Origin of the sequence: Trinickia dabaoshanensis (assembly GCF_002879885.1) — a bacterium.
GTDB classification, from domain to species: domain Bacteria; phylum Pseudomonadota; class Gammaproteobacteria; order Burkholderiales; family Burkholderiaceae; genus Trinickia; species Trinickia dabaoshanensis.
Genome location: NZ_PNYA01000015.1, coordinates 62,052 through 81,668 on the forward strand (window position 1 = coordinate 62,052; position 19,617 = coordinate 81,668).

Genomic DNA, 19,617 nt, shown 5'->3' on the forward strand with positions numbered 1-19,617 from the left:
TCGGCGCTTGTTCAAAGATCGGCCGGTGCCGCCGCGCCGATCGGCCGCTCGTCGTCACCGCGCGGAGCGCGGGATGTGGCGGGGGCGGCGGGCGTATCGTGCGAGCCGTTGGACGGTTCGCTTTGCGACCGATCGAAATCGGTGGGAAAGTCGTCGACGTGAACCAAGGCGGCGCCGTCGTGCGCATATCGGTCGAGCACTTCGCGCTCGCGTGGCTCGATCCAGCCGCGCTCTTCGGCGATACGTGCCCAGAGCGGCAATTCGGCCAGGCTTTGCGGCATCGGGCGCGCGTGACCCGCGCGAACCGCGTCGCGCAATTTCGTCTCGATCTCGGCCACTTGCTGGCAAAGTTCGAGCAACCGCTCGCCGCAGGCGATCGGATCGTTCGAATCGGGCTGAGCCGGCACGTGCGAATCGGCGAGAAGCCGTTCGCGCGCGCCGCACGGTGTTTGGAGAAGCAGCGCGATCGTACTGACGAGGCCGTCCGAGGGCGGGCGATGCCGCAGGCCGAGCGGAAACGCAAGGGCATGAATCAGGACGGCCGCGAATCGATTCGGGTAGTTCGCGAAGAGCCCATCGAATGCTTGCTCGGCCGCGAGCAGCGCGTCCTTGACGCCCCATCGCACGAACGGAAGGTCCTCGGGGTGCGAGCCCTCGTCCTCGAAGCGCTTGAGCGTGGCGGACATCAGCACGAGTTGCGAGAGGACATCGCCCAGGCGCGCGGATAGCCGCTCGCGCCGCTTCAACGCGCCGCCGAGCAACAGCATCGACGCATCGGCGACGAAAGCGAACGCGATGCAAAGGCGCGTGACGGCGCGATAGTAGCGCGCGAGCGCGGGACTCGCGCCGGCGGGTTTTTTGAGGAATGCGCCGCACGTCAAGCCGTGCACGACGCTGCGCAATGCGTTCGATGCAAAAAACGCCGCGTGTCTGAACAGCGCATGATCGAAAGCGATGAGCGCGCGTTCGCCGTCCTCGTCGCGCGCGGCCGTCATCTCCTTGAGCAGATACGGGTGACACCGTATCGATCCTTGCCCGAAGATGATGAGCGAGCGCGTGAGAATATTGGCGCCTTCCACGGTGATCGAAATCGGCAATTGCTGATAGGCGCGCGCAAGAAAGTTCGACGGGCCCATGCAGATGCCTTTGCCGCCGGCGATGTCCATCGCATCGTTGATGACGCGGCGCGATCGTTCCGTCACGTGATACTTGGCGATCGCCGATAGCACGGCAGGCTTTTCGCCGAGATCGACCGCTTGCGCGCAGAGCCGGCGCATCGCATCCATGACGTAGAGATTGCCGCCCATTCGGCCGAGCGCTTCATGAATGCCTTCGAATTTGCCGATCGGCGTTTTGAACTGGCGGCGCAGCGCGGCGTAGGCGCTCGTGCCTCGCACCGCGAGCTTGGCCGTGCCGACCCCGGCCGAGGGTAGCGAAATCGCGCGGCCGGCCGCGAGGCATTCCATCAGCATGCGCCAGCCGTTGCCCACCTGCGCGGGCCCCCCGATCACCCAATCGATCGGAATGAAGACGTCCTTGCCCGAGGTCGGGCCGTTTTGGAAAACGGCGTTCAGCGGCCAATGCCGCCGGCCGATCTCGACACCCGGATGCGAAGTGGGAATCAAGGCGCAGGTGATGCCCGGCTCCTCGCCGCGGCCGAGCAGTTGATGCGGATCGCGTACGCGAAACGCGAGACCGAGCACGGTGGCGATCGGCCCGAGCGTGATGTATCGCTTGTCCCAGGTCACGCGAAAGCCCAACGTTTCGCGGCCCTCGTGTTCGCCTGTGCAGACGATGCCGACGTCGGGAATCGCGGCCGCGTCCGAGCCGGCATAGGGGCTCGTCAGCGCGAAACACGGTATCTCCTCGCCGCGCGCGAGACGCGGCAAGTAGTAGGCCTTTTGCGCCTCGGTGCCGTAGTGCAGCAGCAATTCGGCGGGGCCGAGCGAGTTGGGCACCATGACCGAGACCGTGGCGGCCGAACAGCGCGACGCAAGCTTCATGACCACCTGCGAATGCGCATAAGCGCTGAAGCCTTTGCCGCCATGATCGCGGTCGATGATCATGCCGAGAAAGCCTTGGCGCTTCACGTACTGCCAGGCTTGCGGCGAAAGGTCCTGCCAGCGGGCGGTGGTTTCCCAGTCGTCGGCGAGACCGGCGAGCGTCGCGCATTCGGTGTCGACGAAGGCACGCTCCTCGTCGGATAGCGCGGGCGGCCCATGCGCGAGCAACGTATCCCAGTCGGGCCGTCCGGTGAACAGTTCGGCATCCCACCAAACGGTGCCGGCTTCGATCGCGTCGCGCTCGGTCGGCGACATCTCGGGCAGTGCCCGCCGGAAGAGCGCGAGGATATGCCGGCTGACGATCGCGCGACGCAGCGGGGCGAGGGCGATCACCAGGGCCGGCAAGACGAGAACGATGCCGAGCGCGATACATACGGCGATGTTCGCCGCGCCGGTGAGTACGACGATCGCGAGCCAGACGGCGAGCGTGCCGAGCCACCAGAGCGCGGCGGCTTCGGTAAAGATCAAGATCGTACCCGCGACGGCGAGCGCCACGACGAGCCATGCCATGATCGTTCCTTACGAGCGGCGCGCGCGCCGGCCCTCGTTAGAGTGCGGGGCGCGCGCCTTCCGGCAGTTGCGCGAGCGGCGCGCTCGCTGCTTGTAGCTTCGATGCGGCCACGAGCGGCGACGCGTCGGTTTCGCTCGCGCGCTCGAGATCGTCGCGTCCGGCTGCCTCGCCGCCGACGACCGGTGCATCGAGCGGCCCGCATGCGCTGATGCTCGCCGCGGCGTCGCAACCGTCGCCCGCATCGCCGAGCACGGCGGCGAACGCGGCGAGTTGCGTGGCATCGGGCAGCGGCGCTTTGAGCGCGGCCACCATCAGCGAAGCGAGCCGGGCGATCAAATGCAGATCGCTGATCGTTTGCCCTTTCGAAAACTCGGCGATGAGACTGTCGGTGTCGGCGCCCGCGAGCACACCCGACAGTGCGCCGATCGCGAAGTGCAGCCGCCAACCGAGTTCCTCGCGCGGCAGATGCGGCAGGGCACGCTGAAACGCATCGAAGAACCGCTCGGCCACGTCGGCGTAATGCCCATTGAGAAAATCGTGAATGAAGGCGGACGGATCCGTATAGGCGCGTCCGAGCAAGCGCAGGAATGCCGGGCCGCCGGCGCGCGTGTCGCGCGAAAGGCGCAAGGCCGGAATGAACATGGCCCCGAGTACGTGCTCGCACGTCAAACGATCGTCGAGCTGTGCGTTGAATCGATCGAGCAATTTCAATCGTTCGACGTTCAGCTTGTCGAGCCGGCGCGAGAGCATCGCGTGGATCAGCGCTTCCTTACTCCCGAAGTGGTAGTTGACGGCTGCGAGATTGACGTCGGCGCGCGAAGTGATCTGGCGCAGCGACATCGCTTCATAGCCGCATTCGATGAAAATGTCTTCGGCCGCGTCGAGAATGCGTGCCTTGGTGTCGCCGGTGCTCCGGCTCGATGTCCGACCTGCCATGTGCGCCTCCCATGCCGGTTACCCGGCCGCGAACAAGCGATTCAAGTCTCTGATTGAAATTTGCTAATTTTTAGCACGATAAAAACGCGAAGAAATCGGGGCAAGCGTTCTTTATCGATGGACTCCTCTAGAGAGAGTCTCAGGGCTCGATCGCGCTGCGTTGCAGCACGTCAAGCATAGCGCGGGAGTGGAAAGGAAGAAAGGCGCCGTAGCGCCTTTCTTTCGTTGCTTAGCGGTAAGCGATCAGACCGAGGACGACGAGGAGGCGACTTGCTGCGCCGAGCGCGTCATATCGATGCCGCGACGCTCGGGGCCGAACAAGATGAACACGGCGATGACCACGGAGGCGACGCCCGCGACGACGGCCAGCGCAAAGGCATAGTTATTGCCTGAGCTTGCGGCCACCGAGGCTTGCATGGTCGCGTTGATCGATGCGATTAGGTTACCGAGCTGATAGACGAGGCCCGGAAAGGTCGCGCGCACTTCATCGGGCGAGATCTCGTTCAGGTACACGGGGATCACGCCCCAAGCGCCCTGCACGGAAATTTGCATGAGGAACGCACCGACCGCGAGCATGAGCGCGCCGCTCGAGAATGCCCACACGGGCAGCACGGGCAGCGCAATCAGCGCCGCGATGCAGATGGCGCGGCGCCGGCCGATCTTCTCCGAAATCATGCCGAACAGCAGACCGCCGACGATGGCGCCGATGTTCAGGACGATCGCGATGATCGACACCGTATGCGGATCGAAGTGATGCTGCTCGCGCAGGAACGTGGGATACAGGTCTTGCGTTCCGTGAGAGAAGAAGTTGAACGCCGTCATCAGAATGATCGCGTACAGCGCGAGCGTCCAATTCTTGCCGATCGTCGTGAGCAAGCCGGCGCGTTCATGCCGTGTGGTTTCCATCGCCTTCCAGGCCGGCGATTCCTGTACGTTGCCGCGGATGTACAACACGAGCAGGGCCGGCACCACGCCTACGAAAAACATGCCGCGCCAACCGACGTATTGATAAAGCACGCCGAAGACGATGGAGGCGATCAAATAGCCGCTCGGGTAGCCCGCTTGCAGAAGACCGGAGACGATGCCGCGCGAGCGCGGAGGAATCGTCTCCATCGTCAGCGCCGAGCCGACGCCCCATTCGCCGCCCATCGCGATGCCGAACAAGGCGCGCAATACGAACAGCGTCATGAGGTTCGGGGAGAAGCCCGACAGCAACTCGAGCAGCGAGTAGATGGCGACGTTGATCATCAGCGTGGGGCGCCGGCCGAACCGGTCGGCGAGGCGGCCGAAGATGATGGCCCCGACGGGGCGCATCGCCAGCGTCAACGTGATCGCGAAAGCGACGGCGGGGATCTTGGTATGGAATTCGCTCGCGATATCCTTGAGCACGAATACCATCAGGAAGAAATCGAATGCGTCGAGCGTCCAGCCTAGGTAGGCAGCGATCGTCACATTCCGTTGTTCCTTGGTCCACTTCATGGGTTCTCTCTCCTTGGGTCTCCAGGTCTTGCGCGCTGGTTGCTCCACTCGCATGCTTATGGCGCCGAGCGCGCATCTCCCCGTGGGTAGTTGGAGTGTACGCGCTCTTTAAGCGAATGCAGGGTTCGGGATCGATCATCTACGGGCAATCCCTATGCCTGCGGCGCATGGTATGCGTGGCGAATGGATAATCGTTTGGTACTTGAAAGGTTCGTTAAAAGGGTAACGTTCGAATGAGTGAGGGCAATGGCATCGATTCAAACGATGCGGCGGGGACGGACGGCTTCGGCGGTGCTTTGCCCGTACTCGATACGCCGCGGTTGCTGATACGCGGGCGCACGCTCGCGGACCTCGATGCGTGTATGGCGATGGACCGGGACCCGGAAGTCACGCGCTTCATCGAAGGGCCGTGGAACGATCCGGTCGAGCACCGGCGCTTCTTGCATTTCCGGATCACGCGTCCTTATCCGCCGGGGCTCGGATATTGGTCGATTCGAGAACGTGCCGCGCCGGAAAAGTTTTTGGGGTGGGTCATGCTCATCCCCGATCACGGCGTGGGGCCGGAGGTCGAGATCGGCTGGCGCCTCGTGCGGGCGGCTTGGGGAAGGGGGATGGCGAGCGAGGCGGCGGGCGCGCTCGCGGCGCATGCGTTCGAAACGGTCAAGCTCGCTCGTGTCATCGCCGATATCGATCCGCGCAACGCGGCATCGCGCGCCGTGGCCGAGAAGATCGGCATGAAGCTGGTCTCGCTCGACGCGTCGTGCGCTCGCTATCGATTGGAGTCGGGTAACCGGTAGCCGGCGAGCGAGCTAAAGCGAACTAAAGCGGCGCGCGCAAATAGCCGTCCGTCCATGGCTGGCCGAACAGGCTCGTGAGTAAGTCGCGTTGGGCCGGCAAGGCGCGGGCGCCGGTCACCTCCGCGCCGGTTACGCGTGATCGAAGCCAGTCGTATCGACTGCTGGCGTAGCCGAGCCGCTCGGCCAACTCTTCCCGTTGCGTCTCGTCCAACACTTTGCCGTCCGCCTCCAGCAGCCTGGCGGTTTGGAACTCCGCCAGCCTGCGCTTATCGGAAAGCACGGACGCATCGGCGTCCGGATAGCGTTGACGCCATCGTTGAACGATTGCCCTCGGGTCGAGCCGCACGTCGGCTTGTGCCTGGGCAACGTAATCGGCGAGCGTTCGCGGCGCCGCCGGCGCTTCTTGCTCCTGACGCGCTCTCTTGACCTCGGGCACCGGTACGGCTTGCTCCGGCCGATACGCTTTTCGTTTTCGGGCGCCGGTGAGCCGGTTGCTTGGACCCGGGGCTTCGTCGAACGGGCGATTCGCAAGGTCGAGCGCCGTGCTTGGGTCCGCCGTGCCGCTGCGTTCGTCGGCGGCACGGGCTAGCCGCGCGGCGATGGCGTCGATCAATTTGACGCCAAGGGCGTCCCGGACCGCTGCGTACGAGGGCGCATGTCCCGATGGATCGCATCGATTGATCGGGTCGCCGCAGCAGTAAGCGTAAAGGTTGACGCCGCCCGCGTCGAACGGACTCATGACGTCCGGCGCGCAAAAGCGCATCAGCGACGGCAGATACACGCGATAGCCGTTGCCGAGCGCATAGCCGGGTAAAACGAAATCCAAGCGTGCGCCCGTGTATCCGAAAGCCAAAGGTCGATTCATCGCATATCTCTCCACCAACGATAGCTGCATGGTCATTGCGCAAGTTCCGATTCATCGAGTCGAGGCCGCGCGCAGGTCGAACGATGTCTCGTTTCGGCTCAATAGGGCAGAAGACGATCGAAGGCCGTTTGGGCATCCAAGCCCGGCGGTTGCGGGCGGTCCCGGACAAGCGCATCGAAGGTGTCTTCGATATCGCTTCGGATACGGCCCAGCATTTCCTCACGCTGATCGTCGGCTAGGCCACTTGCATGGACGCCCCGCAATCGGTCCATCAAAAAGAAGAGATGTTCGTGCCAAAGCCGCTGCCCGCCAAAGCCGTGAACGCCGACGGCGGGGGCGCGTCCATATAACGAATTGGAGCGTAGCAATCGCGGTTCGAGTCCGTCCAACTCGGTCAGCCTGGCGTGCGCGCTCGCGGAGGCAAGCCGGAGGCGGCGCGCCGATTCGTTGCGTATGGCAGCCACGGCTTGCCGAGTGGCCTCGGCCCTCTCGGCGGCGTGCGCGTCGGCGGCATAATGCTGCTGCAGTCGAGCCTCATCGTCCTGTTCGGCGCGATACGCGGCTATCAGTCCAATGCGGTCTTCGCGCGTCGATCGGCGCAGGCTCGTATAACGCCGAAAACGCCTCGAGAAATTAGACGACATCGAGTGGAGCGCGGATTGTCCGGCAGCGATCGGTTCATCGAACCGGCGCGCGCGCACACGGCGTATCATTTTGCCGACCCAGCTCCATGGCGCGTGTCCCGACGGGTCGCTTAGATTGATCGGATCGCCGGCGCAGTAGGCGAACGGATTCATCCCACCGGCGCCGAACGGGCTCCAATCGTCGCCCGAAACGAATCGCATCAGCGTGCCGCTATAAAATCGATAACCGTTTCCCAGGACGCAATGGTGCGTACAGCTATCCACGTAGCTTCCTGTGTAACCTATTGCGAACGTCCTATTCACGGGGGCCTCTTTGCGATCGGCGCCCTTGTCGCGCGCCTTCGGGTACTTGGATTACGCGAGCTCGCCTACCGGGGCAGCGACTCGGCGTTGGGCGGCGTATCGGGCGCCATCGCGACGACGGCCGGCGTCGTTCGGTGTTGCCAGTTCTCGGTGCCCGAGATCCACGCGTTGCCGGCGAACTTACGCCAAGCGTCGTTCTCCCACGCGTAATGCACATGCGCCAATACGCGCATCTCGCCCTCCTCGCGGTTGAGCGTCCACCCGATCGTCAACGTTTGTCGATAGCCCCGTCTTTGCCAATCGTGCGATGGCACCGCGCTGAAGATGGGACCCAGGTCGAACGCGGGCGGGTCTGCTAGCAGTGAGGTGGCCGCTTGAATGCGGCCGACTCGGTCGTCGCCGGGTAAGGCTGCCGCGGGCTCGGTTGCCGGCCGGCGCCAATTGCCCTCGGGCGCTGTCCGATTCACCGGCCGGCGCCAGTTTCCCTCGGCGGCTGTTCCACTCGCCGGCCGGCGTACCCAGGGCCTGACCGCTGCGCCGGGCGCAGGCGTTCGTGGCCGCGCACCGGAACTCGAGCCAGGCGTATGGGCGTCATTAGGACCGTCCGTGCGTGGCTCGAGATTGTTTTCGGTTTCGAGTGCCACGATGGGGCGATCGGTTTCGCTTCTTGGGGCGGCGCCTGCTCGCTGCGCCGAATCGGTAGCGCCGGGGGCAACACGTTGGACTGCTTCCACTTCGCCGAACTCGATATTCATGTGTCCGGATGGGTCCGCGCGGTTGATCGGATCGTTGTCGCAGTACGCATAAAGATTGAGGCCGCCCACGCCGAATGGGCTTAGCGCGTCGGCGGCATTGAATCGCATCAAGGATGGCAGAAACCAACGGTAGCCGTTACCGAGCGGGAAGCCCGCGACGATGGAATCTCGATAGGCGCCGGTGAATGTTTGAAGCAGATCGAATGGCATGATGGTCATTGTCCGAAGCCGGCGCTATCCATGGTGGGAACGTGGATATCGAAAATGTCGTCGAAATCGAGCTTCAACAGGTCGTGTAGGGCGCTTGCCGTCAGGAGGCGTTCCCTCAACTCCGGGTAGAGCATGTGCTCGACGCTCTTCGCATGATTGATGAGCGTACGGGCCGCCTCCAATTGCTGGAGTCCCTTCGTTCGTTCGGCCCAAGCGCGCTCATTGTCCGCGCGCGGCTCTGCGCTGACACGCGCGCGGGCGCGAAGCATCGACGCCTCGCCGCGATGGGTTTCGGCTTGCTCGAGATTGTTATTGGCGCGCGTCAACTGCGAATAGACGGCGCGCTCCGTTTTCCGCAGCTTGAGCACTTCCCGAGAGCCGGGCGGCGGTACGCGCCTGCGCGGTCGGGCGGGGGCATGCGGCGTTTGCGCCGGCAGACCGCCTCGCTCGCTACCCGCTTCGTCCGAGGCCGTGCTCGCTGCCTTGAAAGCGCCGATGCTGGTGTCGCTGGACAAACCGCCAATCCGATCCTTGACGCGATCGCCGAATGTATTGGCAACCCGCGAGCCGATGAATTTGACGATGACCGCACCAGCGGCACCGATCGCTAAGCCTATCGGCAAAAAGATGTGCCCGCTAGGGTCGCGCCGGTTCAGCGGCTCGGCGTCGCAGTACGCGTAGGGATTGAATCCGCCGTCGTCGAACGGACTCCAGTCGTCGGGCGCGGCGAAGCGCATCGACGACGGCAAATACGCGCGATAGCCGTTACCCAACGGGTAACCGGCTCCAACCGGGTCGGCATAATATCCAGCCCAACACAGCGATCCCGTGCTCATCGATTCGCTCCTGAAAACGACTGTTCGTCCGAGTGGTCCGAGTGTCGGCGGTCAATCGTCGATTTCCCCGAGCCACCATAAGATTTCGCGGAAGTTTTCCCGAGCGCGTAGGTTTTTCCCGGCGTTATAGTTGTAACGCATGTTCCATATGCCTTTGCTGCTGTACCCCAGAGCGGTGGAGACCTTGTTCGTGCCTGGATAGCCAATTAGGCAACGCGCTCTGACTTTTCTTTGTTGCAACACCCTGACAAATGAGATCAGCTTCTTTTGCGGAACGAAATCGTGACCGCGCGGAAACGATAGCGTTGGCCAATAGCGTTTGATTTCGTTGCGCGTGATGCTTTCGTGAAGGTCGACCGCTGCTTGCAAAACTTGACCGTAGGTGGGGGGCGGCTCCCATTGCATATCGATATCGGAAAGCGATGCGACGGAGACCGCGGGCGAGAGTTTGGTCGGCGTCGTCAACGAGCGAACGCCGCTCGCAGCGGCGGCCGGTTCGGTACTGACCGCGCGTTGCATGGCAATCGGCTCATGCTCGGGCGTGGATCTGTTGGTTTCCATTGCGGGACTCGGCGATCGGGACGGCGTCCGGGTCGCGAGCGCGCCGTTGCCGTCGAGGAAACCCTGTAATTCCAGGTCCTCCCGCGCGTACGTCGCGTCGATCTCCGGCATCCACATATGGCCGCTCGGATCCCGCCGATTGACCGGATCGGCTTCGCAATAGGCGTAAGGGTTGATGCCTCCTTTACCGAACGGGCTCCACCGGTCTGCCGCGACAAATCGCATCGAGCCGGGCGAATACCAGCGATAGCCGTCGCCAAGCGGATAGCCGGCCACGATGCCGTCTAGGAATTGCGCCGTATACCCGAAGGCTCCGAAAGTGGTCATTTCGTTTTCCCGACACGATTGGATTTGAATTTCGTGAAAGCCGGCGATGCGATAGTCCGATCATAACAATGCCGGTTCGATCGTATCGTGCGCGAATGAAATGACAGGCGACGCGATCGAATTCAAAGCTCAATAAGTAGGAAATAAAACCGATCGAGATCGTCGTCTGCGCTGGCTTGGTAAGAGATATAGGTACGCGGCGAGGCGCCTAGCCTACGATCGGTTTCGTCGTATTCAGAACGGCGAATTCGACATTCAAAATGCTAGGAGGCCCTTATGGGTATGGCGACGGTCGTGGGCTACACCGGTCAATTCAAGGACCCGGTCGCATTGAGTCACCCCTTGGGCAACGGGTATCGCCATTACTTGCCCGGCCTCATGCGCTTCGCCGCGCCCGATCGTGTCAGCCCGTTCGGATCGGGGGGGCCCAATCCATACGTCTACTGCGCGTGCGATCCCGTGAACCGATTCGACCCGTCCGGCCATGTTTCGGCTTGGGCCGTGTTGGCCGACGTGGTCATCGACACCGCGATCGCCGCGGACATCGGCGTGAGCGTCCTGACGGGCGACCCCGTGGGCGCAGTACTCGGCGGTTTGGCGCTGGGAACGACGATCGCGTCTCAAGTCGAAGCGCAACAGGGCAATCGGACCGCCGCCATCTGGTTGGGGATGGCATCGATGCTGGTGTCCGTGCCGGCGATGATTCGCGCCGGCACACAGGTGGCGAAGCTTGCAAGCATGGCGAGCGAGATATCCACTGAATCGGCGACCGCTCGCGAGACTTCGATGGTCGCGGAGGAAGCGGAGCCGCTCGCCGAGAGGCCGCCCGGCGCCGAGTCGGTTGCGCCCGAGGAGGGCAGCAGCGCGGCATCGCGCAGAGCTTCCGTCTCGAGCCAGTCGGAGGTTTCTTCTCCGGTAACGGCGGGTGAGGGCGCCGACGCGGCACCGCTCCTATCGCGTCCCACGGGAACCGTGCGCCTTCGATTGGCGCAGGGGCTTTCTCTCGCGGCGGTGGGCGGCAATATTGGCGGAGGGGTCTTGACGAGCATCGATGCGCTGACCGAAAAGCCGGTCATTGCCGCGCGCTCGCTGGGGAGAAGCTACGGCAACGCCGGCGCGATGCAATCGAACAACCCGTACCGCCCGATGCCGTATGCGAACCCTTATTCGCCGAACACCTACAGCCCGTACGCGCCGTATAAGTTTTATTACAACAGTCCGTTGGTAGCCGGCGCGTGACGATCGCCGCCGGCCCGTCGAAGCACCGCTTGTCAAAGCGCACGCATCGCTTGTTTTCTTGCCGCATTCGCTGCCGATAGCGACGAGCGCCGTGCAGCGCGTGCCAGCCAAACCTATTGGGGAATTGAAGAGATGACTACTCCAACCTTTGTCACCCAAGCCACCAATTTTACGAGCGCCTTGGCAGGCGGTGTGGATCCGCGAACCGGCCTGTACACGGTTTCCATCCATTTGGGGCAACTCACCGGCAACCGGGGCGCGGGACCCGTGCTGCCGCTTACGCTGCGTTACTCGCCGCTGAATCGCGCGAACGTGGGACTCGGCATCGGGTGGACGCTGGGTCTATCGACCTTGCAGTTCGGTTTGAAGCCGGTCATCTGCGTTTCCACCGGCGAGCAGTATGGACTGACCAAAACCGGAAATACCTATTCGGTCGCGCAGCAACGGCTCCAAAGCTTCAAGTTCGTACAGCAAGACGCCAGTCATTATTGGATCGCACATAAATCGGGCGACCGGGAATTGATCGAGATCCGAGGCGATTCGGGCTACGTCAGCAAGTTGTACACCGCGGCCGGCCACGCATTGACGTTGACGTGGGATACGACGCTGGCGGCGCCTCGGTTGATCCGCGTCGTCGACGCTCTCGGACATGTGTTATTCGACGTGCCGAATGGATACGGGGCGAACGGCACTGTGTTTTCGCTCTTTCCGGCCTCGACCGATAAGACGACCGGCGAGGCATACAACGTCGTCCTTACGTCCAATAACGGTTTGGTTCAGGACGTGACCATCCAAGCTCGGGACTGCGAGGACCAGACGTGGACGTTGACGAACGCGAGCGTCGACCAAAAAAATCATTGGGGGCAATGGATCACCGAAGTAACCGGTCCCGGCGGCTACCAAGACAAGATCGAGTATTCGGCGAACCATTCCTTGCCCCCGGGCGGGCCCGCCGAGTTCATGCCGTGTGCCGGGAAATACACACGCACCCCTGGCGGGGGACAGACGCAACTGGTGTCGAACTATACCTATTCCGACTTCAACTTCCTGGGTGGAGGCGCTAGAAACATTCGCTGGTACGACGATCGCGACAGTCTGATGGAGTTGCCCTTCGACCCGAACTATTGCTACACGAGTACAGAGACGGAGCTGGCGTCTGTACAAAGCGGCCCGGACGTGACGACTAAACGAACGTACAACGCATACCACTTGCAGCAGCAGGTCGACGTCACGAGCGATGCGCGCACGCAGACGACGGTAAGCAGCTATGGCGGAATTGCAGCGAATACGGTGCTGGCGCAGCAGAAGGCCTGGTATCAGTTTCCTTCCGCGAAATCCGCCAGTTGGAACGGTGGGGCCACCGAAAACTCGTCGTTCGAATGGGATGATTTCGGCAATCCGTTGAAAAAAATCGACCCGGACGGATCGATCACGCAGTGGAGCTACTACAGCGAGAGCGGCGAAATGGGCAAGTGCCCCCCGGAGCCGAATGGGTTCCGGCGGTTTGCAAAATGGAAGCTCGTCAATCCCGGTAAGGTTAGGGCGGCCGATTGGATCAAGGGCTCAGCCCCGGTTCGGCAAACGAACTATACCTACGACACGGCACAAGCCGCGCCCGGGACGGACAAAAAGCTTGTCCTAAGAGTGTTCGAACAACATGTTTCCGCTGTTTCGGCCGACGCGTTCGGCGGGTTGACGAGTCCCACGCCGCTGTCGGAGGTGACTTACCACTATTGGTCATCCGGCATCGCGGGCTCGGATGAATACGATGCGGGGCGGCTCTACCATCGGGCAACGAAGCACTATGCCAACGATGGAACGGGAGCGAGCTACCACAGCACGGATGACTATGTGTACAAGTACTACGACAAGGGTGATCCGCATTTCCCTTTCGGCTTGCAAACGAGCCGTCAATCGACGTCCACCGGCGTGGATGGAAAGAGTCTGACCATCTTCGACACGCATATCAAATCCACGTTCACGGACCGGATATGGCAGGAGGTCGACGTACAGCAAAACTCGACGTCATACGTCTACGATCGCTTGGGGCGCCCCAAGCAGCGCATCATGGATCCGGGGAAGGTCGGCTATACGAACATATTAACGTACACGTACAGCATCGACAAAACCGGCGCAACGCCGTTCCAGGTCACGCAAAAGGACATTCGCGGGAACAGAGTGCGGTATTCGATGGACGGCTTGCGGCGCCCCTATAAGAAAGAGGTCAATGCGGTCGATATCGATGGTGCGGATTCCGAAAAATTCTATGAACTGTCGACAAAACAGTTCGACGGTATGGGGCGCCTTTGGAAAAGCACCGCCTCGGACGTCGCGTTCGAGTCCGCGCAGCGGCAGATCCGCTACGCGCTGACCGGCACGCACAGCTATGACGGCTGGGGGCATCCGAAAAAAACGGCGTACAGCAATGGGGTGGTGGAATACACGACGTACGACCCGATCGCGAAATCGGTCAAGACATGGTTGGGAAGCTCCGCGTCGCAACTGACGTCCGGTTCGCATGTCACGCATTACGATTACAACTTCAGCCAGAAGCCATATCGGGTCGAGCGTTACAACGCCGCGCCTTCGTCCGCCTGCTACAGCGTGCACTACTCGACTTACGATGGATTGCACCGCGTGCGCAGCGAGACGGAGGAGGTGGCTGCCGGTGCGACCACGCTGCCGACGACCGCTTATGAGTACGATCACTGGGACCGCGCGTTCAATACGACGCTGCCCGATAAATCGGTCGTGGTGCGCAGCTATAGTCCCGACTCGCCGGAAAAACGGGTAACGAATATTCAGATCACGAAAAGCGCCGGCGATTTGACCTCGCTCGTGTCCCCCGGTGTGCGCCAGTTCGACGCTTTGGGGCGGGTCACCCAAAGCTATCTGGGCGCGAGCGAGGGCAAACGCTTTTGGACCTACGATTACGGAAATCCTTGGGACACCCGTCCGACGACGGCGACGGACCCGACCGCCATTACGCGAACGTATTCGTACAGCTACGAATTGGGAGAAGCCGTCGAATCGGTCACGACCTCGGGCTCCGCGAAGATCGAGCAAAACTTCGGGTACGACAAGAGCGCGGGGCTGCTGACGTCGGCGAACGCCAGCGACGGCGATGCCTGGACGTACAACATGTTCACCTCGGGCCGATTGCAGTCCGAGCAGAGCACCGGCGGGAATGGGCCGGCCATGAGCTATGTCTACACGGTCTCGGGCGCGCCCTACAGCTACACGCATATCGACGGCGCGACGCAAACGATTAGCCGCGACAAATATGGCCGCGTCTCTCAGATCGCGGACGGCATCGTCCTCGTCACGCTCTCGTACGACGCGTTGAACCGGCGCATCGGCTGGACCGCGACGCAGGGGCAGCACACGTTGAGCACCGCGATATCGCTGGACGATTTCGGGCGTGAGACGAAACGCGTGATTCGTGACAACAAGACGCAAAAGAGTTGGACGATCAGCCAGGCTTGGCAGGCCAACGACCTATTGGCGACGGTCACTTTCTCCAAGGGAAGTCAACAGGTTCGAGTCGAGAACTATACGTACGATTCACGGAATCGCTTAATCGATTGGTCGGTCAATCCGTACTACACCACCGAATTTCCTTGCGATAGGTTCGGCAACCAGATATGGAAGCAATCCTTCGTATTGGATGCGTTGAACAATATCACGCAGGTCACGACTTCCTTCATCAACCCGAAGGCGACCAACGTTGCCGTGTTCAAGTTCGAAGATCCATACGATCCGTGCCGGTTGACCAGCGGAAGCAACACACACCCGAGTTATCGAGCGACATTCAAGGTGACGTACGACAAGGCGGGAAGAATCACGGACGACGGCATGGGTACCACGTTCACCTACGACGAGCTCGGCCGGGTATGCGCCGCCGCAAGCGAGCTGACCAAGCTCCACGGAACTTATACCTACGATGCGCATAACCGCCTCGCCTCACAGACGATCGACTCCGATCCGATCAAGTTCTATTACCGGGCCAATTCGCTCGTGAACCTGGTTCAAGGAACGAACCAATCGAGACTGTTCCAAGCATCGATCGTCGGCGCGGTGGCACAGACCAATATCGGTGACGATGCCGGCTCTTGGCTTTTGGGCACCAATCAGTTGGGATCGGTGTTGAACGCGAGCGACGGTCAAAACACCGATACGCACGTCTATTCGGCATACGGAGAGGAGGCCATCAACCCAAAGAAGGCGGCCGGCGAACAGTGATCGTTGCGCGAATCGATTCGATAGGGGATGAACAATGTCAGTGAAAATTGAAGACGCCGGCGCGTATGCGTGTGAAATCTATATTTGCACGCCTACGCTTACTGCAAGCCTCGCCATGGATGGCGTGACGCAAATTCCCGTCAAGGTGAGCTACGCGATCCTCGATGCGGCGGGCAACACTATTCCGGATCAAGACAACGCGTCGGTATCGCTTATCGGTTATTCCGATGGCGCCGCGATGGACGGAGCCGGTTGGACGTGTGCGACCTCTCCCGGAAAGGACGTGATCGGCGGCGTGGGCGGGTGCGATGGCGTCGTGCCGAGCGGCGGCACGGTTCAATACGTGCCTCGCACGTTCTATGTATCGCACGCGTATAGCGAGCAAAGCGACAAGCCCGTCTTCACGATCGCGGTGAAGTTGGACGCGTCCAATACCCAGGCCGGCCAAGTCTGGACCACGAAGAGCGGCGCGACGGCCATCGGCAACTCGGACAATACGACGCTCAACCTGACGCAGATCACGGGCCTTCCCACGTTGAGTCTGTATTTCGCTATCGCAAGCGGAAACAACACGATCGTGAGCAACGGAAATATCCAACTTCCGATCGAACTCGATTACCAAATATCGTCCGATCCCTCCGGTGGCACCGGACGGCCGCTTTCGACGCAAGGCAATTCCACCAACAAGCTGGTTGCTAGCGCGAACGGGCAAGATTTCAACGGCTATAGCGGCGGTTTGGATCCTCGCACATACGGTGCTTGGCACTACGGTACCAGCGGCGGGGACTCGAGCATCGCATTCACGCCCGGCGATGCGACGTGCAACGGATGCGGTACGGCGATGCTTCAGGGCGATCAGTTGACCAACACCTACTACGTCACTCACACGAAGAGTTTGATGAAAACACAGGGCGTCCAAATCGCGGCGTCGGTGACCTATACGCCTCCCGGCGCACCGTCTATTACGTGGAGTACGGATGTTAAGAAGCGGACGCCGCAACGCGCTTGCCTCTACGTGGTTGCTTTGAGCATGAATCAGGACGAGGAGTCTTGAGGTCGAGGCCGACCGATTCGCGGCGACGGACAGCCGTTTCCGCTGCCTATCGCATACACGCTATTTGCCGAGGACATCATGAGTGGTGAAACAATCGAATGCTACGTGTCTATCGAAGTCGACGCGCACAACGTCATTTGCGCGAACGGCGTGCATCAAGTCGTCTTGTCCGTTTGGTACAAATTCTCGCGCGATGGGGCTGCCGTTCCCGGCGTGGGAAAAGAAAACGTCAAGATTGAACTGGTCAATCAGGAAACAGGCCTTCCGCTGGGAGGGTACGCGGAGTGGCTGTCGTCGGAACAAGAGGGCTATTCGAGGTTTTTCGAACGGCGCGAGGGCGAACTCGGAAGCAAGCCCGGCGACGCGGCGGGCTATGTTCAGGCGAAGGTCTATGTGTCGCACGCACTCAGGCGGGAAGGAGAAGGTGCGATGCTCGTGGGCGCCCGAGTTTTCGTGAGCGACCCGCAAACGCCTGAAGTCGCCTATATAGGGCGCTCCGAGCATGGCGTGTGCGTTCATTGGCGATCGATGGATCAGCTCGGATGGGAGTCCTTTCAGGCGTCGGATCCCGTGGTGATCTCACACCCGGGCGAACTGGACGACGGATTCCGAGCATCGGGCGAGTATTACAACGCCGGGAGCGGAAATTTGTGGCGCTCGGCGAATATCTACATCAAGTTCAAAGACCCGAACAAGTCGGTTTCGAAATGGGACTATTCGCCCTCCAATTCATATAACATCTATTCGACGAGGCGCTACGGATATTACGAGACAGCGGCCTACATTTGGCCGTTCGAAGGGAAATTCGGCGACGAGTTCCAGGACGGCACGGTCGACCTCTGGTTTCCCTCCGGTTTCGAAAGCTATACCACGTCCTTCCAGCCCGGTAGCGGCTTCGTGATTACGCTCGTGTCTTATGTTCGCCTTAACTATCCAGTCTACTCCGATGATTCGGCGAGTTACTACAACGATGCAATCACGATTCATGACGAGTTAGGATCGCCTATCGAATTGTATCTCAATCAAATCATTCCGAATCGTTGGATCGATATCAAAAAGCCCAACAACGAATTCTCTGCAATTGTTTTGGGTAATGGGCAGAATCAGTTGAGCGGGCGGTCGAATGTTTATGGAAGGATGAAGAATTATCAGTACGGCTACGCCTGGCAGCATAGCGACTCCGCGGCCGATTCCACCATTAAGTGCGATGGCAGTAGTTCCGGAGATATCGGCTACGCGTTTATCGTGGGTAACGCCGGGAACCAGAACGGGAGTTTATGGAACGGTCGCATGGGTTGGAATTTCTGCAGTCCAGGCGATACGGACAATTACGGGGATCGTTTGGTTTATTGCAACTGCGATGGTTCCGCGGTCATCATGAACTACTATCCGGTCTGGGATTGTCATGGCTTCTGCATCGCTTATGCGGGGCAGACGGGTTTTATGAAAGGCGGCGTATCGGGTAGCCACGTCATGTGGATTTCAGGTTCCGGAGATTTCGAGGATCGATTCGTCTGGTGCTTCGAGCCGAAATGGTAACTGCGGTTGGGTTCGCGGCAATACAGGCGGATCGGTTGCCACGACCCGAAGCGTTACGCTATGCTCCGGCATCGTTCCTATGAAAAATCGGAGCTTGACCGAAGATGCCTGTCGCCGCTAAGCCGGGTGCACGAACCAAGCCGCCGGAGACACGGCGCAACGACATCATGAACGCCGCGCTGCGGCTGTTCGTCGAACAGGGCGTGGCCGCGACTACCGTCGATCACATCACGGCGGCGGCCGAGGTTGCGAAGGGTACGTTCTATCTTTATTTCACGTCGAAAGACGAGTTACTGGCCGCGCTCGGGGCACGGTTCGGCCAGGAACTGCTCGAGAGTATTCATAAAGCGACCCGGCGCATCGAAGGCGATTGGCAGGGCCGGCTCGCCGCTTGGGCGAAGGCGTATGCCGCCGGTTACTTGGCATCGGTGCGCGTCCATGACGCCGTATTCAGCGGAACATGGCCGCGCCCGCGCGACGGCCAACTCGACAATTGCGTCGTGGACGATCTCGAGCAGCTGCTCGACGAAGGCAAGCGAGCGCTTGCTTGGTCGATCGAGGATACGCGCATGACGGCCGTATTTTTATTCGGCGGCATTCATAGCATCGTGGACGATGTGTCGCGCAGGCAAAGCCGCACGACGCGTGCGAGCTTGGCTCGCACGGTCGAGACCTTGGCATTGCGCAGCGTCGGCTCACCGAACTGACGCCGCCCGCGTTCAGTCTTTCGGAATGCCGTCGCGCAAGATGCGCGGCACCGGAATGCCGAGCGCGACCATCTGCCTAAACGGGTTCATGAATTCACGCTGCTCTTTGATCTTGCCGTCGCTGAACGAGAAGCTGTGAATGAAGTGGTTCTCGTAATGGCCCTCCGGATAGCCCGGGAACACGATTTTCCCGTGTCCCCCGCACTCCACCCAGAAATGATTCGGATCTTGCGTTTCGAAGATTCGAACATCGGTCCATTGCCAGTCCGGGAAGCATTTCAACGACCACGTCGCGTGCTTTTTGAGCGTCTCGTGCCCACGTGCGACGATCGGTTCGAGCGTATCGTTGGTCCATAATCCTCCCACGCCGTCCGGCGCGAAAAGCTCATAGCGCGTGAGGCGTGCTTCGCCGCGGCGGCTCATGTAATCCTCGACCACGGCGCGGTTGCGGCGGCGCACCTCGGAATCGGTCTGCTCAACTTCGACTGCCGAAACGACCTGTGACATGTTTTCTCCTGACTACGGTTGATGACGGGGCTCGCGGGCCCC

The 19,617-nt window shown here is 61.1% G+C and carries 15 protein-coding genes; 6 read left to right on the forward strand and 9 right to left on the reverse strand.

Annotation, left to right across the window (positions count from 1 at the left end):
- Positions 1 to 11 precede the first annotated feature (11 nt).
- From C0Z18_RS17230 to C0Z18_RS17240, 3 genes are all read right to left on the reverse strand, one after another.
- Positions 12 to 2,573 carry an acyl-CoA dehydrogenase gene (locus tag C0Z18_RS17230; protein ID WP_102646634.1) on the reverse strand — a complete coding sequence of 854 codons (2,562 nt, stop codon included), beginning with the start codon at positions 2,571 to 2,573 and terminating at the stop codon, positions 12 to 14.
- A 37-nt stretch (positions 2,574 to 2,610) separates the two neighbouring features.
- A complete protein-coding gene (locus tag C0Z18_RS17235) occupies positions 2,611 to 3,510 on the reverse strand; it encodes a TetR/AcrR family transcriptional regulator (protein ID WP_102646635.1) in 900 nt (299 codons plus the stop codon).
- A 243-nt stretch (positions 3,511 to 3,753) separates the two neighbouring features.
- Positions 3,754 to 4,989, reverse strand: coding sequence for an MFS transporter (locus C0Z18_RS17240; protein WP_102646636.1), 1,236 nt, complete (start codon positions 4,987 to 4,989; stop codon positions 3,754 to 3,756).
- A gap of 233 nt (positions 4,990 to 5,222) precedes the next feature.
- Between C0Z18_RS17240 and C0Z18_RS17245 the strand changes: the two genes are divergently transcribed.
- The gene (locus C0Z18_RS17245; RefSeq protein WP_102646637.1) at positions 5,223 to 5,786 is read left to right on the forward strand and encodes a GNAT family N-acetyltransferase; all 564 of its coding nucleotides are present in this window, start codon (positions 5,223 to 5,225) and stop codon (positions 5,784 to 5,786) included.
- A 22-nt stretch (positions 5,787 to 5,808) separates the two neighbouring features.
- Here the strand turns inward: C0Z18_RS17245 and C0Z18_RS17250 are convergent, their stop codons facing one another.
- The 5 genes from C0Z18_RS17250 to C0Z18_RS17270 all read right to left on the reverse strand — a co-directional run bounded on the left by C0Z18_RS17250 (position 5,809) and on the right by C0Z18_RS17270 (position 10,287).
- The gene (locus C0Z18_RS17250) at positions 5,809 to 6,651 is read right to left on the reverse strand and encodes an RHS repeat-associated core domain-containing protein (RefSeq protein WP_199189476.1); all 843 of its coding nucleotides are present in this window, start codon (positions 6,649 to 6,651) and stop codon (positions 5,809 to 5,811) included.
- Between the two features lie 98 nt (positions 6,652 to 6,749).
- A complete protein-coding gene (locus C0Z18_RS17255) occupies positions 6,750 to 7,598 on the reverse strand; it encodes an RHS repeat-associated core domain-containing protein (RefSeq protein ID WP_102646639.1) in 849 nt (282 codons plus the stop codon).
- Between the two features lie 65 nt (positions 7,599 to 7,663).
- Positions 7,664 to 8,572, reverse strand: coding sequence for an RHS repeat-associated core domain-containing protein (locus C0Z18_RS17260; RefSeq protein WP_102646640.1), 909 nt, complete (start codon positions 8,570 to 8,572; stop codon positions 7,664 to 7,666).
- Positions 8,569 to 9,399, reverse strand: a complete 831-nt coding sequence (locus C0Z18_RS17265; protein WP_102646641.1) for an RHS repeat-associated core domain-containing protein — start codon at positions 9,397 to 9,399, stop codon at positions 8,569 to 8,571. The genes C0Z18_RS17260 and C0Z18_RS17265 overlap by 4 nt, the downstream gene beginning before the upstream one ends.
- A 51-nt stretch (positions 9,400 to 9,450) precedes the next feature.
- The gene (locus C0Z18_RS17270) at positions 9,451 to 10,287 is read right to left on the reverse strand and encodes an RHS repeat-associated core domain-containing protein (RefSeq protein WP_102646642.1); all 837 of its coding nucleotides are present in this window, start codon (positions 10,285 to 10,287) and stop codon (positions 9,451 to 9,453) included.
- Positions 10,288 to 10,563: 276 nt separating this feature from the next.
- On the opposite strand from C0Z18_RS17270, the gene C0Z18_RS33215 reads away from it, so the two are divergent.
- From C0Z18_RS33215 to C0Z18_RS17295, 5 genes are all read left to right on the forward strand, one after another.
- The gene (locus C0Z18_RS33215) at positions 10,564 to 11,526 is read left to right on the forward strand and encodes an RHS repeat-associated core domain-containing protein (protein WP_199189477.1); all 963 of its coding nucleotides are present in this window, start codon (positions 10,564 to 10,566) and stop codon (positions 11,524 to 11,526) included.
- Positions 11,527 to 11,658: 132 nt separating this feature from the next.
- Entirely contained in the window at positions 11,659 to 15,768 is a 4,110-nt protein-coding gene (locus C0Z18_RS17280) for an RHS repeat domain-containing protein (RefSeq protein ID WP_146014030.1), read from the forward strand.
- Positions 15,769 to 15,802: 34 nt separating this feature from the next.
- Entirely contained in the window at positions 15,803 to 16,822 is a 1,020-nt protein-coding gene (locus C0Z18_RS17285; RefSeq protein WP_146014031.1) for a hypothetical protein, read from the forward strand.
- Positions 16,823 to 16,900: 78 nt separating this feature from the next.
- Positions 16,901 to 18,361 carry a hypothetical protein gene (locus tag C0Z18_RS17290; protein WP_102646645.1) on the forward strand — a complete coding sequence of 487 codons (1,461 nt, stop codon included), beginning with the start codon at positions 16,901 to 16,903 and terminating at the stop codon, positions 18,359 to 18,361.
- A 104-nt stretch (positions 18,362 to 18,465) separates the two neighbouring features.
- Entirely contained in the window at positions 18,466 to 19,068 is a 603-nt protein-coding gene (locus tag C0Z18_RS17295) for a TetR/AcrR family transcriptional regulator (RefSeq protein WP_102646646.1), read from the forward strand.
- A 12-nt stretch (positions 19,069 to 19,080) separates the two neighbouring features.
- Here the strand turns inward: C0Z18_RS17295 and C0Z18_RS17300 are convergent, their stop codons facing one another.
- A complete protein-coding gene (locus C0Z18_RS17300; RefSeq protein ID WP_102646647.1) occupies positions 19,081 to 19,575 on the reverse strand; it encodes a PhzA/PhzB family protein in 495 nt (164 codons plus the stop codon).
- Positions 19,576 to 19,617: the final 42 nt, after the last annotated feature.

Excerpts from the sequence above, each read along its gene's own strand:
- C0Z18_RS17270 (WP_102646642.1), bottom strand. The coding sequence starts at position 10,287 with ATGACCACTTTCGGAGCCTTCGGGTATACGGCGCAATTCCTAGACGGC.
- C0Z18_RS17295 (WP_102646646.1), top strand. The coding sequence starts at position 18,466 with ATGCCTGTCGCCGCTAAGCCGGGTGCACGAACCAAGCCGCCGGAGACA.
- C0Z18_RS17285 (WP_146014031.1), top strand. The coding sequence starts at position 15,803 with ATGTCAGTGAAAATTGAAGACGCCGGCGCGTATGCGTGTGAAATCTAT.
- C0Z18_RS17250 (WP_199189476.1), bottom strand. The coding sequence starts at position 6,651 with ATGAATCGACCTTTGGCTTTCGGATACACGGGCGCACGCTTGGATTTC.
- C0Z18_RS17240 (WP_102646636.1), bottom strand. The coding sequence starts at position 4,989 with ATGAAGTGGACCAAGGAACAACGGAATGTGACGATCGCTGCCTACCTA.
- C0Z18_RS17290 (WP_102646645.1), top strand. The coding sequence starts at position 16,901 with ATGAGTGGTGAAACAATCGAATGCTACGTGTCTATCGAAGTCGACGCG.
- C0Z18_RS17265 (WP_102646641.1), bottom strand. The coding sequence starts at position 9,399 with ATGAGCACGGGATCGCTGTGTTGGGCTGGATATTATGCCGACCCGGTT.
- C0Z18_RS17235 (WP_102646635.1), bottom strand. The coding sequence starts at position 3,510 with ATGGCAGGTCGGACATCGAGCCGGAGCACCGGCGACACCAAGGCACGC.
- C0Z18_RS17300 (WP_102646647.1), bottom strand. The coding sequence starts at position 19,575 with ATGTCACAGGTCGTTTCGGCAGTCGAAGTTGAGCAGACCGATTCCGAG.
- C0Z18_RS17260 (WP_102646640.1), bottom strand. The coding sequence starts at position 8,572 with ATGACCATCATGCCATTCGATCTGCTTCAAACATTCACCGGCGCCTAT.
- C0Z18_RS17280 (WP_146014030.1), top strand. The coding sequence starts at position 11,659 with ATGACTACTCCAACCTTTGTCACCCAAGCCACCAATTTTACGAGCGCC.
- C0Z18_RS17230 (WP_102646634.1), bottom strand. The coding sequence starts at position 2,573 with ATGGCATGGCTCGTCGTGGCGCTCGCCGTCGCGGGTACGATCTTGATC.
- C0Z18_RS33215 (WP_199189477.1), top strand. The coding sequence starts at position 10,564 with ATGGGTATGGCGACGGTCGTGGGCTACACCGGTCAATTCAAGGACCCG.
- C0Z18_RS17245 (WP_102646637.1), top strand. The coding sequence starts at position 5,223 with ATGAGTGAGGGCAATGGCATCGATTCAAACGATGCGGCGGGGACGGAC.